Annotated in this window: 8 protein-coding genes and 1 pseudogene; all 9 read right to left on the reverse strand. The window is 41.8% G+C overall.

Translation table 11 applies throughout. The annotated features are described in order from the left end of the window. Positions 1-2: 2 nt before the first annotated feature. The gene (locus J2Z69_RS19460; RefSeq protein WP_425354984.1) at positions 3-2,999 is read right to left on the reverse strand and encodes a type I polyketide synthase; all 2,997 of its coding nucleotides are present in this window, start codon (positions 2,997-2,999) and stop codon (positions 3-5) included. 183 nt (positions 3,000-3,182) lie between these two features. After that, positions 3,183-4,994: pseudogene (locus tag J2Z69_RS19465) on the reverse strand (type I polyketide synthase); the annotation flags it as partial. Between the two features lie 174 nt (positions 4,995-5,168). Beyond that, positions 5,169-5,918: a polyketide synthase gene (locus J2Z69_RS05815; protein WP_209859971.1), complete on the reverse strand. Its 750-nt coding sequence runs from the start codon at positions 5,916-5,918 to the stop codon at positions 5,169-5,171. Further along, positions 5,919-7,181, reverse strand: a complete 1,263-nt coding sequence (locus tag J2Z69_RS05820) for a hydroxymethylglutaryl-CoA synthase family protein (RefSeq protein ID WP_209859973.1) — start codon at positions 7,179-7,181, stop codon at positions 5,919-5,921. Between the two features lie 18 nt (positions 7,182-7,199). Beyond that, a complete protein-coding gene (locus tag J2Z69_RS05825) occupies positions 7,200-12,557 on the reverse strand; it encodes an AprA-related methyltransferase (protein WP_209859976.1) in 5,358 nt (1,785 codons plus the stop codon). A gap of 3 nt (positions 12,558-12,560) precedes the next feature. Further along, on the reverse strand, positions 12,561-13,325 hold the full coding sequence (locus J2Z69_RS05830; protein WP_209859978.1) for an enoyl-CoA hydratase/isomerase: 765 nt from the start codon (positions 13,323-13,325) through the stop codon (positions 12,561-12,563). After that, positions 13,322-14,590, reverse strand: a complete 1,269-nt coding sequence (locus tag J2Z69_RS05835; RefSeq protein ID WP_209859979.1) for a hydroxymethylglutaryl-CoA synthase family protein — start codon at positions 14,588-14,590, stop codon at positions 13,322-13,324. The genes J2Z69_RS05830 and J2Z69_RS05835 overlap by 4 nt, the downstream gene beginning before the upstream one ends. A gap of 20 nt (positions 14,591-14,610) precedes the next feature. After that, a complete protein-coding gene (locus J2Z69_RS05840) occupies positions 14,611-15,846 on the reverse strand; it encodes a beta-ketoacyl synthase N-terminal-like domain-containing protein (protein ID WP_209860536.1) in 1,236 nt (411 codons plus the stop codon). Next, positions 15,827-16,072 carry an acyl carrier protein gene (locus tag J2Z69_RS05845; protein ID WP_209859981.1) on the reverse strand — a complete coding sequence of 82 codons (246 nt, stop codon included), beginning with the start codon at positions 16,070-16,072 and terminating at the stop codon, positions 15,827-15,829. Before J2Z69_RS05845 ends, J2Z69_RS05840 begins: the two co-directional genes overlap by 20 nt. Position 16,073: the final 1 nt, after the last annotated feature.

The raw sequence follows: 16,073 nt of genomic DNA on the forward strand, positions 1-16,073 counted from the left end.
ATTTATCCCTCCAGACCAAATGATTCCCATACCATCCGTCGATTCCCTTTCCGATCAGACGTTGCCTTCGGTAATTCAAAGAGGTCGCTTGGCAGAGGAAGAGATCGCCGAATAGTTGTCCTCGAATCTTCTTCATAACTCTCCAAGATAAGATGCGCATTCGTCCCCCCATCTGCAAAAGAACTTACCCCAGCCACTCTAGGGCTTGACCATTTCTCGGAAGTTCGGTTGAAGTACAACGCGGAGTCCTCAATCTTGAAATGCTTCATTGGTTGCTGTCCTGATAGAAAAGGCACTTTTTGACCATGAGATAACATAAGAATAAGCTTGATGAGACTTGCCATACCTTCAGCACATAGTGAATGACCAATATTAGGTTTAACTGATCCGATACCTAAGGGTAACTTACTCTTCGTTCGATATACGGCCTGAATTGCTTTCAATTCCAGTACATCGGATACCTGAGATCCAGATCCATTTGCCTCGATATAATCAATTTCTTGAGGTTGTTTGCCACTTAATTCTAAGGCTCTTCGCATCACATCACATTGGCCCTTATAACTAGGGGCTGAAGGTCCAGCTGTTCTTCCATCGTTATTCACTGCAACACTTTTAATTACCGCTAGAATAGAATCTCCATCCTTTTGCGCTTGTTCCTTGCTCTTCAAAAGCACCATTCCCGCTCCTTCTGCTAGAATGACGCCTTGGGATCGCCGATCAAAGATATGAAATTCCGAATCTTGACTCAGAAGACCACGTTGCTTAAATAACTGATGCTCTTTGTCAGTGTGGAATAGGTTTATGCCACCAACAAGTGCATATTCAATGTCTCCATTACGCAAAGCTTGAATCGCGAGATTCATACTTATAAGTGCAGAAGAACAAGCACTATCTATGACTAGACTCGGGCCTTTGACATCCAAGAAACGTGAGATATTAGAGGCAAGATAATTCGCACCGACAGCAAGAATGGGATTTTTTGCAGCAAGAAGAAGCTCCTCTTGAGGTAAATGTCTACTCCTTGCCCCTATGTACACACCCACAGATTTCTCATGAAGTTCCTCTGGCGTATATCCTGCGTGGTATACCGTTTTAAGACTCTCCTCCAACAGAAGGAGCGCTTGCGGGTCCATCGCGGCTGCGTCCTCAGTCGAGATTTGAAAATAGGTACTTGCGACTGTAGGTGTTCGATCTATTACTCCTGCAAAAAACAACTCACCATCTTCACCTGAATGTTCTGATGGTATCTGTCCGATTGAAGATTCACCCTTGGTAAGAAGTTCCCAATATTTTTCCAAAGAAGGGGCTTCAGGAAAGTGGCAGGACATGCCGATAATGGCAATTTCACTAAGGGTTCCAAAGTCATGGGTATTCACAAGATAGGTCTCTTCAGTTTCTTTTTGCTCGTCCGCAGTGTTTGGTTGCATAACACTTGTTCCGAACAGGTATAACGAATCCATAGATGACGGAAAGTTATTTTGTAAATAAATAGCCAAAGCATCCACGGTAGGGTACTCGAAGAGCAGGGAAGGGTCTAAATCCACTCCACTTTTCTGCCGAATTACCTTGACTACTTGCGCTAAAAGAATGGAATCCACACCATAATGAGCAAAAGGAACATACGGTTGAATTTTGTGCGTATCCAATTTCAATTCTTGTGCAAAGATCCTAGTCAGACCCCTCACTATATTTGAAAGATTTTCGTTTTCTTTACTAGATTGATTCTGCGCTGGAAAATTCGAAGCGTCTGAGTTTTGATCTTGAGGCTTATTGCTTTGCATTAACCGTTCAACTGCCCAATTATCTCTGTCTATATATGCTGGAAGAACAACAGGTCCCATGCCTTGTGAAAGAATATAATCGAGCATCTGCAAACCTTGCTCATTGGTATGACTAAGTAAGCCTGTATCTTTGTAAGCTTTAGACTTAACCTCCCCCATCCCCGTATCTTTCCAATTGGGCCATTGGATACTAACTATGGGAGTAACTGCTGCTTGATCTTGAGCAAAATAATCCATGTATGCGTTCGCCATAGCATAATCACTTTGTCCCGCAGCAAGCGTTGGTATGGTAGCCGATACGGATGAAAATAGCACAAAGAACCTCAAAGGCTCATCTTTGAGGCAAGCATATAAATGATTCAAACCCTCGACTTTCGGTAGGGCAACTTCTTGAATTGAAGTTAAGGATTTACGTATAAATGCAGGGGTATCTGAGCTCTCCATGCCAGCACAGTGAAGGACACCCCCGATGGGCCCCCATTCTGATGTTACGTGTTGAACACTTTGATGAAGCCCTTCCACATCACCTAAAGAAACGGAAAGTGTCTTCACCTGAGCCCCCATCCCCTCTAATGAAAGGATTTTCTCTATTTTGATCCCGAGTGAACTCCCATAATCTTCTAGATGACTTTTCCACTTGTGCCTTGGTGGTATACTCTCTTTGCCCATAAGAACAATACGACGCACTCCGTAGTTTTTCACAAAATGTTCTGCACATAACGCACCAATTCCACGTGTTCCTCCCGTAATCCAAAGTACATGGTCTGGAGAGAATGACATTCGGACACATTGAAGCTCTTCGTTTTTTTCTTGTTCTTTCAGACAGGCACGATAACGTATGCCCTTAGCATACCTAACTTCAGTATCCATAGACTCCATATTCAATTCAGCTTTAATATATTCAATTAAAGTATAATCATCTTCATTAATGTCTATATCGATATGCCTGGAGTGGGTATAACGATATTCACTTTGTAGCATACGGTACAGACCGACTCTAGATGCACCACTTACATTCACTTGAGATCTATTATTTTCAAGCCCACGGGTAACACAAAGGAACTTAATTTCGTACTTTTCTTGGGAACTCTGCTCAATCCAGCGTTGTAGGCAAGGAATCCAACTCCATTCATCAAAGCGTTGTGTCCCACAACCAATAAGGTCAATGAATTTAGTACATGAAATTAAAGAATTCCATTCTTGTCTGTCGTCATCCATACTATGTTCGAGGTATAGAACTCGGCTGCCGAGTAGCTGGCTTGCTATTTTTTTTGCCAAGGGCTGAGTCTCCTTGGATGCAAGGATTACAACCTCTCCCAGATCAGTGAAAGGATTCAAAGGTATAGATGGATCTGTAGGCTCCCAATGTTTTTGAAGTAATACCCATGAATTAGCAGGCAGTTCTGACTTTGCATTTGTCAACCAATACTTTTCTTTTGCGAAGGGATACGTAGGTAGACTAATCCTTCTAGGCATTGCCTCGCCATACCAACTAGACCAATCCACCTGAAATCCCTGAACCCATAAATCTGCAATTGGTTTAGCCTTTTTCTCCTTGAGGAGACCATGCAAAAGTATCGCTACCTCCTCTCTGACTTCTGGAGTGTAGACATCCCCATGTGGAGCAGACTGTACTTCACCTGTAACCCAGCTTCTCGACGAATTCTCATTATTTAAATATTGCTTCAGGGTGGATAGGAGTGCATCCCTAGACGACGCAATAAGAGCAAGACGAACACGATATGCTTCTCGCCCCAATTGCAGACTACAGGCTATATCAGCTAACTCGGCTTGATCTTCTAAAGCCAACCATCGTAGTAGTGATTGAGCGTACTGATATACCTGTTCCTGACTCTCAGCAGATAATACAAAAATCAAAGAACCCGTATGTTTTATAACGGGCCTCTGATCCACATATTCCTCCATAATAAGATGAGCATTCGTCCCACTAAAACCGAAGGAGCTCACCGCAGCGCGTCTAGGACTATCCGCTGTCTCCCAATGTTTGTATTCTGTATTCACATAAAAGGCAGAATGATCTAAGGCAAAATGCTCGTTAGGTTCTTTAAAATGTAGTGTTGGTACGAGCTTCTTGTACCTCATGCAATAGGCGACTTTGTGAATCCCCGCTATACCCGCTGCGGCGGAAGTGTGACCGATGTTACTTTTTACTGATCCAATAGCACATTTTGGGTGAGTGGAGGTTTTGTCATCATAGACAGAGGCAAGCGCTTGAAGCTCAATCGGATCACCCAGCTTTGTCCCTGTTCCGTGCATTTCCACATAACTTATACTTTTAGGATCAATATTGAATTTGTCATAAATATGACGTTCTAGTTCCATTTGGCTATGTTGACTGGGTGCTGTAATTCCATTAGTCTTCCCGTCCTGGTTGATGGCAGAAGCAATTATAGTACCGTATATGTGATCCCCATCTTTTTCGGCATCCTTTAATCGCTTCAGTACGATAGCCCCGGCCCCTTCTCCAGGGACAAAACCATTTGCAGAATTATCAAAAGCTTTGCATTGTCCATCAGGCGATAACATTCCTGCATCACACATACTCAGGTAAGTATCTGGAATCAAATACAACGTTACCCCGCCAGCCAAGGCCATATCAATCTCACCAGATAATAGTGCTTGACAAGCTAAGTGTACAGATACTAATGACGATGAACAAGCCGTATCGACAGGAATGGCAGGACCTTTGAGATTTAGGTAGTACGACAGACGTGCCGCAGCTATTGCATGACTACTACCTAAAGTATGATTAAATCTTATATGTGATCTACTAGCCAAACCCTCTCGTAATATACTTCCATATTCTTCACTCATAATTCCGAGATAGATTCCGCAGTTTTTACCATTTAGCTGATGGGGCGTATATCCCGCATCTTCGAAAGCACTATACCCTTCCTGCATAAATATTCGTTGCTGGGGATCCATATGCTCGGCTTCTTGAGGAGAGATGTGGAAGAACAAAGGATCGAACTCATCGATATGGTCTAACATTCCCAGCCATTTGGCGTAAATCTTACCTTTTTGAGGATCGGATTGAAAGTAGGTGTCTGTATTCCAGCGGGATTTGGGAATTTCCTGTATGCTATGCACACCTTCAATAAGATTTTCCCAATACGCATCTAAATCATTCGCACCAGGATATCTTCCCGACATGCCGATGATAGCAATGACCTCACGGTCTGGCTTGGTGGGGTTACGTTCACCTAAAGGAGCATTGTCCTCATATCTAGTGCCTGCTGAATCGCATTCCTGCGGATGCTGGAGTTGCTTTAGCCACTTTTTCGCTTCTTCTGGACTCATTTGTCGTTGCTCCAATGCATCCAAAATGTCTTCTACCTTCATCCGCATTCCCTCCATTAAATAAGGTTATTGACCAAATAAAGAGACGATTCGCTGCCGGACCCCCTCTTGGTGAAAAGTTTTCTCATGCATCTGTAACTCTTCCTGAATAATAGGTCCCAGTTCAGAACGAATGGAAGCGACCAGATGATCTTTGAGCGTAATCAGTGATTCTGTAGGTTTATCTGCAAGACTTTCAGCTATTTTATAGGCATATTGCAGCACTTCTGTTCGTGGCAATACCTTAAAAGGCACCCCTCTTTGAGCAAGTTCTGCTCCTCTATAATTTTCAGCAGTTAGCAGCATTTCTTGAGCTAAGGCAAATCCCAATTTACGCGGCACGATATAGGTCGACCCAAACCCAGGGGTAAACCCATATTTCATAAAATTAGTATTATATATACTCTCTTGACTTAGGATGATTACATCAGAGAATAGACCCATGACAAAGCCACCGCCAATCCCATGGCCCTGCATTGCCGAAATGACAGGAACACGGCAGTTCAAAGCAAGAGAGTATAGATTCAAATCCGTAAATTTTGAACGTCCGTCTTGAATAGCGAGTAATCCTTCTTGCGTTCCACCCGATGCAAAATAATTATCATACCCTGTCAAAATCACCACTTTACATTGTGGAAGGTGTTCAATGGTAGCAAAAGACTCTCGTAAACCCTCAATTAGCTGTTCAGAGAACATATTTTTATGTTGGCGATCCTCCATTGTAATTTGAACAATACCGTCTTGTTCAACCATATGAACTACGGAAGATATTTTCATTCAGGTCCTCCAATTATAATTGCGATGATAACCTTCGATAGATTCAAGTGCTAGTGATTGATTATGTTGTATAGACTCCCAAGCTCCTGCAATTAATTGAGAATTTGGCTGACCATGTTTTGTTCCAAACTTTATGGCATTTTCATCCTGCAAAATACGTTCATATTCATTCATGGAAAGAGAGTAACGTCGATTCAAATGGTGTTCAATTTGGAATTTTTTTTGCTTTTGTTGCCCTTCTCTATGCACAATGCCACTATAAAATTCTGAACAACAGCCTGATCCATAAGAAAAGCACCCCACTCTGCTTTGTGTCTCATATTGTCCATAATCAATGGTTCCAGCTATAGAAAGGAATAGTGTGGCTCCCATAATGTTGCCTACTCGCTGACAATAACGAATGCCAGGCATAACACGCTTATTGAAATCTAATTCAATCTCTGTAGATTTGGCCTTAGATTCCTTTCGCATCATCGTTCGATGAGCACCTTTGACCATTCCACCAAAAGGAGTATGAAAGGCTAAATATTGAAAAGTACTGCGGTAATCGGCACCAATTACCCGCCGTTTATACTCAAGAAAAGTCTGCTCACAGCAGTCCAGATATGATAGTAAAGAAAGATCTACGTCTCCTGCTTCAACATCTGGGACAGGACGACAAGTATCCATAACTTCATATCCATAATAACCATTTGCTCCAACATCTACCTCAAAAACAATAGGGTCTTCTCCCACTAACACTGCGACAGCTCCTGATCCACCGCTCGGTTCAGCGAACGACCAGTCCGCCGTAGCTGCATCAGCCGCATCCTTTGCAGAAAATCGTGAGATATCTGTAGCTATTATTAGTGCTTTTGCTCCAGGAGAGGTCTGAGAGAGAATAAAATTTATAGCCATCTGAAAACCCGCGGTCCCCGAATAACATGCTTGTTTAATTTCGAACAAGCGACAATTTCGATTCAAATCCAAATAATGATGGATATAGGTACTAATTGATTTCCCAAAATCAATACCGGATTCCGTACAAGTAATTAGTAGTTCTATACGTCCCTTTTCTTGATCGGACATAGTGTCTAATATTGGTTTAGCGGCATTTACCCCAAAGGTTACCGGATCTTCATAAGGCATAGCTACTGTCTTTTCTTGGACCAGTAGATTCTCAAATCTAGATGTATCCAATCCTCGGTATTTGGCAAGCTGAAGAACATCCAGAGAGGCGCTTCCTCCATACACATTCATTGCTTCAATTCCAGCAGCAACCATTCTCATTCTCCTATTTCATTATTTTAAAGTTCCTGAAGATCGAAGCGATTCAAGATGTTGTTCTGCTTTGTCACGCGCCAGATTCCCAGAATACACTTGCTCGAACAACTCATCCATAGAAAGTTGAGAAGTAGGTTCGCAGTCAGCTTGAACCTTTTTAGTTTGACTATCAAGTAGTTCTTCAATATAGCCTGTGAAATCTTGCAATGTGGGATACGCATAGATCTGAGTTGCAGGAAGCGATAGACTAAATTTACGATTGATAGCTTGAATCCACTCTACTCCTAAAATAGAATCCAATCCCATATCAATAAATTTCAGGTGTGGATTAATATCCGGCACACTTAGATATAAGGCATCGGCTAGACTATTCGTGAGATACTCTAAGATAACCTCTGTTGACACAACATTAGATGGTGCAATTTCTTGTATTTCATATTTATCGGGAACAAATACAGGAAGTATAGGCAATTCCGCCCTGCCATTACCTGATTTAAAGCCATTCATTTCTTGTTCCAAATACGTAGAGAATTGTCTAAGGGTTGGATAATCATAGACTTTTGTCGCTGGAATATGCGTACCATATCTTGCATTTAGAGTTCGAATCCATTCCACGCCTATAATAGAATCCAAACCTAAATTTATAAATTTTTCATCCACATCCACTTCTTTCTCAGACAGATATAGCGCTTCGGATAAACTTTGGATTAATTCAGAAATCAGATTCCGATGTCCGCTATCAAGATCATTGGAATCTACGCTATTCCTAAGATCATCATGGACTAATTCGCTCTCGTGAACGGTGTCCTTGTCTACCCATAACTTATCTATAGGCTGACTATTCAGTGGTTTTAAGGTAACAAAAGGAGCATTTATCTTAGGTATAAGAAGTGATTCATGGTTGACAGTCAAGTCCTCTAGTACTGCATCCGAAGGTGGAGGTGTTGAGTACAAGTCCTGAGAAGATGTAGTAGCTTCTCGTAAGCCCTTATCCCTACATTTTTCTAGTTGTGGCATTCGGGACGCAGAACTTTGGAGCGATGAAAATGAACTTTGAGTAGTGGCTAACCAATACTTAGATTTTTCAAAAGGATAGGTAGGCAAAGGAACTCTAGCAAAAGAATACCCCGTATATAATCCCTTCACATCTAAGTCATAGCCTTGAAGATATAGTTCTGCTAAGGCCGTATACTGATGTTTTGAACCTGCGTAATTAGGTTGACGGAGCTCTTCAATTATGTTTTGTCCCATTTCAGCAAATAATGGTTCTAATCGAAGTTTGGCGATTACACTGCTACCCTGATGTTCATAAACTGGCTTATTCTCGATATCTAAAGTAAGCATTTCCTGGAATTGCGCTACACTTTGTACCACGTAGGATACACGTATGTCCCAGTGATCTCTTCCTACAAGGAGCGTTGCTGCTATATCAGCTAGAGAATGCGAACCCCCATCATTGGCTAGCCAAGATAACATATCCTGTTGTTTGTTGATTAGGGCACTTGTTGTTTTGGCAGACATGCACATTAAATAATAAGTCTGTTCTGAAGCAAAATTCCGGTGATAGCTAGGTGCTTCTTCAATAGCAAGATGAGCATTCGTCCCTCCGGAGCCAAAGCTACTTATCCCCGCTCTGCGCATGCCTTGTGCGTGTGAAGTTTGCCATGGTATAGATTCCGAAGTGATATAAAAAGGGGACTGATCCAATGAACAATGCGGATTTAATTGTTTAAAATGCAGTGTTTTTGGAAGTATACGATAGCGTAAGCAAAGGATCACCTTAAATAACCCGGCCATTCCTGCAGCCGCTTCAAGATGTCCTACATTGGTCTTAATCGAGCCTATTCCACAAGATGGCTCCGACCATGCTTCGCTTTTCTCTGATTTAAGATTTGAAAAAGCTTCTTTTAAACCACTAATCTCAATAGGATCACCAAGCTTCGTTCCCGTGCCATGGGCTTCCATATATCCCACAGTCTCTGGTGCAAAATTGGCTCTACGAAATGCATCCATAATTAATTCTGCCTGCATCTGAGGATTAGGCACCGTAAGTCCACCCGCTTGACCTCCATGGTTTACCGCTGTTCCCTTAATCACAGCCAAAATCTCATCTTGATCTAGCATGGCTTGAGTAAGTGGCTTGAGCAGGATCACTCCTGCCCCCTCACCCCGAACGTAACCACTCGCACCACTATCAAAAGTTCTACAAGTTCCTTCCTCAGATAACATGCCAGCTTGATAATAAGCTATGCTATTATACGGATCACACATAAGGTGAATGCCACCCACAAGTGCCTGATCACACTCATTATTTTTCAGTGCATGAACAGCTTGGTGAATAGCTACAAGTGAACTGGAACATGCCGTATCTATCTGTAGGCTTGGTCCTCTAAAATCAAAAAAATAGGAGATTCGATTAGGGATAGCAGCCATAGAACCTCCAGCTCCGTAAAAAGCTTGATGTTTCTCTAAAACTTTTTGATAATCCGAACCGCTCGCACCGATATAGACTCCCGTTCGACTGCCTCGTAAATCTTTAGCCGAATAACCCGCTCTTTCTATACACTCCCATACAAGTTCTAGCAAAATACGCTGCTGTGGATCCATAAGCTCCGCTTCCTTTGGAGATATACGGAAGAACTGAGGATCAAAACTAGCAATATCGCGAAGAAAGCTCCCTTTATCAATGCCTTGATGTGTTCCCTCCACATCAATATGTGCCGGCCATTCCCAGCGGTCCTTAGGTAATGTAGTCACGGTACTTCTCTCGCCTAGCAGTATATCCCATAATTGTTCTAATTGATGGACATCTCCCGGAAGTCGACAAGACGCTGATACAATAGCAATATCTTGATGGGACTGTGATGCTAAAGATTCCGCTACGATCGATTGTGTGGCATCCTTTTCTTGTTCTTTTTTTGTCTCTTCCACGGCTTCAGGCGCTTGGAGATGTTTCTCTAAAAATTGAATAATGCGCTGAGCCGTATTATATCTGAAGAAAAATGCCGGTTCCAAAAGAACATTATATTCATGGCTAATTCTTTCATTTAACTCTAGAAGATCTGCTGAATCTAGGCCCATTTCCATTAAAGGATGATCTAGAGCAATAGGCTCTTCTTTTCCCAGAATAAGCACAATAGATTGTGTGATGAATGGTTCAATGGCCTTGTATTTCTTAGTTGCTGGCATGGAACTATCTCGTGTTATGCGAGGTGATCGATCTGCTCCTCCGGTAAGTTTCTTGTGCCTTCGGTTATTTAGATCATATGTGATCCATACGCCGCATCCGTTATTTTTGAAATCTAGTGGCCGATAATTAGGAACAATTCCTTTAATCTCGGCACCATGCCACTCATGGAATCTTAGATTCATATCTACGGGACTCCCATAAGCATTTCGTAGTTGAATATAATCTTGTATAGGAATACTTTGATGTTTATAGTAATCCTTGCATCGTGTGATACCCTCAACCTGTTGAATTCCACTAATAAGGCTACTTCGTATTAGCATAAATTCCAGCAGATCATCCCCTAAATTACGATGCTGCATCTCAGGAAGAATATTCAAACCTAAAAGTTGAAGAATTGTGCCATCCTTCTGGGCAAATTTCTCTATTTCAGCATAACTAATCGCCTGAAGGTGCTCAGAACTTTGAATCCTCTGAGCATATACAACACCAACAATACGTTGATGGAGCAAGATTACTAATTGATTCTCCGGGTCAGATATAATTCGCTGGAGAACCATCGATTCACTAGCTTGCAGACTACTCTCCCAACACGCCTTTTCTAATTCTATAAGTTCAGACAGATCATCTTCACGAGCATAACGGATGATATAGTCCTTTTTCTCAAATTGATTCAAAGTGATCCTAGTAAAAGGTAATGTTTTGGGGTATTTCTTAAAGAATGATGAATTAGGAAAGAGACCCACTTCAGCGGCAGCCATAATGAACTTTTCTGCACTTACAAGAAGCTGTTGAGAGAAACCATGATAGGCATCAAAGTGCAAACTCTCACATTTACTTAAATAAGCTCCAACCGTGTCTGCCTCCAGACTGTGTACTTCAAGGATGAGTAAGCCATGTCTACCGATGATCTCGGACCACCGTTCCAAATGTTCAACCAAACTTTGCATGACATCCGCTCCGCAGATCTCCTGTCCTTGCTCATCAGCATAGGCGTGATCCTGCATAATATTTTTTCGTGCATGCACTTTCTGGATATCCATCGGAGCAAGATAGGGCCGATCATGATCCAAAAATGAACGAACGTGAAGAATTTGATCTGGATCATGGATGCCGAACATCTCTAAATCTTTAAGAACCTGAGCAGGATTTCCAATGTTTCCTTGCAAGACAATATGATGAATATCTTTTAGCGTTCGTGTAGTTTCTTCTAATGCTTTCTCATTGAAATCAATACCAATCAGTTGAATAGGAAATTGATCCAGTACCCTGCCTCGAGGAGTTGTATCTCGAATCATCTCATATATTTTCTTTAAAAGTGACCCATCCCCACATCCCATATCTGCAATATATTTAGGTTGTTCTGCCAGAGGCTCTTGACTGAATATAGCCAAAATAATCTCTTCCAAATCTAAAAAATACTTCTCATGCTGAAACCCACTTCCTAGTACATTTAACTGTCGATCTACATGCCTTTCATGCCCATGTATATCTCGACTAAATATAGTTGTGCAGTCTCCAAATAAAACTTCAGAAATTTGTTCTAGCATTGGAGCATACGATGCAATTGTAGCCGTGATAAAAATCCGTTCTTGCATAAAACGTCCTGAATCCGTTAAAGTATATTCCTCCTCCTGAGCTTCCAACCAGCCTTGATGTAAAAAGAATCGCACGATTTCTTCACGGATAATTGGACTTAACCCCTCCAGATGTAGTTGCTTCCCAACGCTCGTGCTTGCCAGATACCCTTTCTCTTTCATCCTAAGCAACAATGGAATAGCCAATAATCCATCTAGATAACGAGCAATTAAAGGGTCCCCTACACCCCACCCTTGCTCCGACTGCTCTATCCAAAAGGAAAGACGAAATTTTTTTTGATTTTTCCGAAAATACGATTGAATAGGAAAGGATACAAGATGGACAAGATCTTCTGGCAAAAGAGCATGAATGTCTGATTTCTTCGTTAGTACATAACTATCTCGCTCAACTTGCGTAATCCATTGCAAGGACTCCAGCATCCGTAATGCAACACGTAGATGACCCGTATTTCCATGTAACTGTTCAGCTAAATCCTTAAAGGAGGTTGGTGTAGTAGGTGATAGTCTGTTGAACAAACCTTGCTTTTTACAAGCAAGAATTACAGGAATGGCCACATAACCATTACAATAATCATTTAATATCGTCAGCATCGGCTATTCCTCCCATGGGAATTGTCCCTTCTCTACAAATCTATAAATTTTGTCCAAAATCTGTGGGTCCGAGAACATGCTTTCATTAGCTGATAAAGCTGATAATTTGGACGTGTATACTTGTTGTTGGAATGAACGAAGGTATCTTTTGTAATTTTTAATTGCGGATTTGCTTAACTTTTTGAGCCGCAATAAATGTTTTCGAATTAGCAGTTCACTCTGACTATCATAAGCGTCAACAAGTCCCCAATCATAAGCATCTACTACAGAAATAGGCTTTGTCATAAGGGTCATATAATGAGTTTTTTGAGTTCCTATTCTCTGGATTAAGAAGGGCATTACGCAAGCTGGAAACAACCCAAACAGGAGTTCAGATAGACTAAACTCCGCGGTATCATCTGCTATAACTATGTCGCAAGCGGATACGAAACCAACTCCACCCGCGTTCACTTTCCCCCGAACATGAGCTATGGATATAAAAGAACCATGTTTCAATTGCAGCCATAGATCATATAAAGGTTCTGGTCGATTCTCTAGAGGTTGACCTGATGCAAGTGTGGCATACATATTCTCAAAGTCAGCTCCCATACAAAATACTTTGGGCAAGCCTTCAAGAACAACGATGGTTATCTTTTCTTGGCAAGAAGAGAGGACATGTGCACATTCCTCAACTAATTGATCGTTAATTGTATTGTTCGCTTCATGCCGATTCATTTGTAGATAACATATCTGATCCGTATAACGTACCGATATGGTTTCATAATTCATGATATCCACCGATATTCCCGATGATATTCACGTATTCCCTCCAAGATTAGACACGATTTTCCAGTTTTGGATTTGGAAAGTCTTGCTTGTGAGAATATAACCGGATCAATTGTACTATTACGTGTCCCAAACTTAAGAAGGTCGGTATAATCGAACAAAGATTCATATTCTTCAAGACTCAAGCGATATCGAGAATTTAGATGTTCATTGATTTCAAAAGATCTCTGCCGCTCCTGACCTTCTTTTGCTGTAAGGCCGCTATAGAACTCAGAACAACAGCCTGACCCGTAGGAGAACGTACCTATACGTGAAGGAGAAGAAAAATCACCCTGATCAATCGTACTAGCAAGGGAGAGTAATGAAGTAGCTCCCATTACATTTCCGACCCGTTGACAATACATAAGGCCTGGCATTACACGGCGCTCAAAATCTTCTTCAATTTCCGAAGGCTTCGCCTTGACCATTCTACGCATCATACTTCTGTGGGCTCCTTTTACCATGCCACCGAATGGAGTATGAAAGGCTAGATACTGAAAGGTATCTTTATAGTCCACATGATCAACACGCTTCTGATACTCCAGAAAAGTCTGCTCACAACAGTCCAGATATGACATTAGTGATAGATCTGCATCCCCTGCTTCACTATCTGGAGTGGGTCTGCAACTATCCATCACTTCATAACCATAATAACCATTAGCGCCAATATCCACTTGGTATACATAAGGCTTATTACTTACAAGAACAGCAACTGCTCCTGCCCCTGCACTGGGTTCTGCAAATGACCAATCTGCTGTCAATGTCTCCCCAGCATCTACCGTCATAAAACGAGAAATATCTGTAGCGACTACAAGCGCTTTAGCGCCGGGTGATGCCTGAGATAATACAAAATTAATCGCTGTCTGAAGCCCAGCTGTTCCTGAATAACAAGCTTGCTTAATCTCAAATAATCGACAATTTCGATTAAGCTCCAAATAATGATGAATATACGTACTTATCGACTTACCAAAATCAATTCCCGATTCCGTACAGGTGATTAGAAGCTCAATTTTATTTTTTTCCTCCGAAGACAATGAATCCATAATTGGTTTAGCCGCATTCACCCCAAATGTAACAGGATCCTCAAAAGGTAAAGCAACCGCTTTCTCTTTCATAAGCAAGTTCTCAAATCGGGTAGTATCTAAACTCCGGTGTGTGGCCAGTTCTAAGACATTTAAATAAGCTGAACCCCCAAATACATTCATTGCTTCGATTCCGGCAAGAATCATCTCTTTATGCCCCCCCTCTACTAAATCTTTTGATTTCTACTTAGACATACAGCTGTATTCATTCCTCCAAATCCCATGCTAAGGCAGAGTGCATGCTGTATATCATGTGTTTTAGCAGATTGCTGAATCCATTTCCATGTATCATCCACTGGGTCTTCCAAATTTCTAGTTGGATGTAACCATGAGTACTTCATCTGTAGAATCGTTGCGATAATCTCCATAGCTCCTGCGGCAGTTAGACTATGGCCTGTAATCGATTTAGTTGCATTAATATAAGCGTGGGAGAGGCCTGAGTCCCTAAGTGCTCTCAGTTCTGTAAGATCACCTAAGACAGAGCCCGAACCATGTGGATTAATATAATCAATATCTCTTGGAAGAAGCTTAGCCTTACTTAAAGCTTGTGAAATCACCTTCTTCTCTCCCTCATAGGATGGATTAGGATTTCGATTTGCATCTATTCCAAGGGCCCAGCTTCTTACATAAGCATACGGCTCTATTCCTCTTGCTAGAGCTGATGAAGCCGATTCAATTACCACAGCAGCACAGGCTTCTCCATAAATAAAACCATCGCTTTGCCGATCAAATGGCCTGCATGCTTGTGCAGGAAATTCTGCATATCGTTCCGATCCCATCGCTCCTAAAGATCGAAATGCCTGACATTCCCAATACGAGAGATCCATCAATGCTCCGATTGCAATACAACAAGATACTTGTCCAGAGAGCACAGCTTCGGCTGCTTGAATTACAGCTAGTTGCCCACTAGCCGACGCACCCCCAACCGTATAGGCTAATCCCTGTATTCCGAACTTTTCTGTACAAAAGCCACATATATCACTATCCATAAAGGAAAGGCTGTAGGTGGGAGGAACAAATGGAATTCTACCAGCGTATTGGTTGTGAATTTCTATCATTTCACGCTGCTGGATGTTAGACCCTCCAACAATTAATCCGATCTCTTCGGAGGGGAATTCCTGTAACCTAGCTTCTTTCCATGCCTCTTGCAGCGTTAATAGTGCGGCTTTACTCGATAAAGTTGCAGATCTCTGTATCCGTTTTGGTAAAGCTTGTTCAAAATATACATCTGGTATTTCAGCTCCAATGTAACAACTTCCAGCCTCCTGACGACCTGGGCGCTGCATGGTTCGAAAAGCATGCCTGCCTTCCATCAAAGCTGAGCTGAATTCTTCCTTCCCCATTCCCACAGCTGATAGGACACCCATCCCTGTAATAACAAGCTCACGCAATGGATTTGGCATATAATAATTCGACAAGTTCACCAATATTGGATGCGCCAAACAGCTCTATCCTTGGAATACGTAACTCAAGGGCTTCTAATGCTAATGCTACGATTTCAGCACGATCCATGGAGTTGGCACCCAAATCAGCTAACTTTTCAGAAGGACGGAAACTATAGCCTTCTAACTCTGGGATAACTTCAATAACCTGTTGAATAACGATATGCCAAATTTCTTCTCGACTCATT

The organism is Paenibacillus shirakamiensis, assembly GCF_017874255.1.
Taxonomy (GTDB): Bacteria; Bacillota; Bacilli; order Paenibacillales; family Paenibacillaceae; genus Fontibacillus; species Fontibacillus shirakamiensis.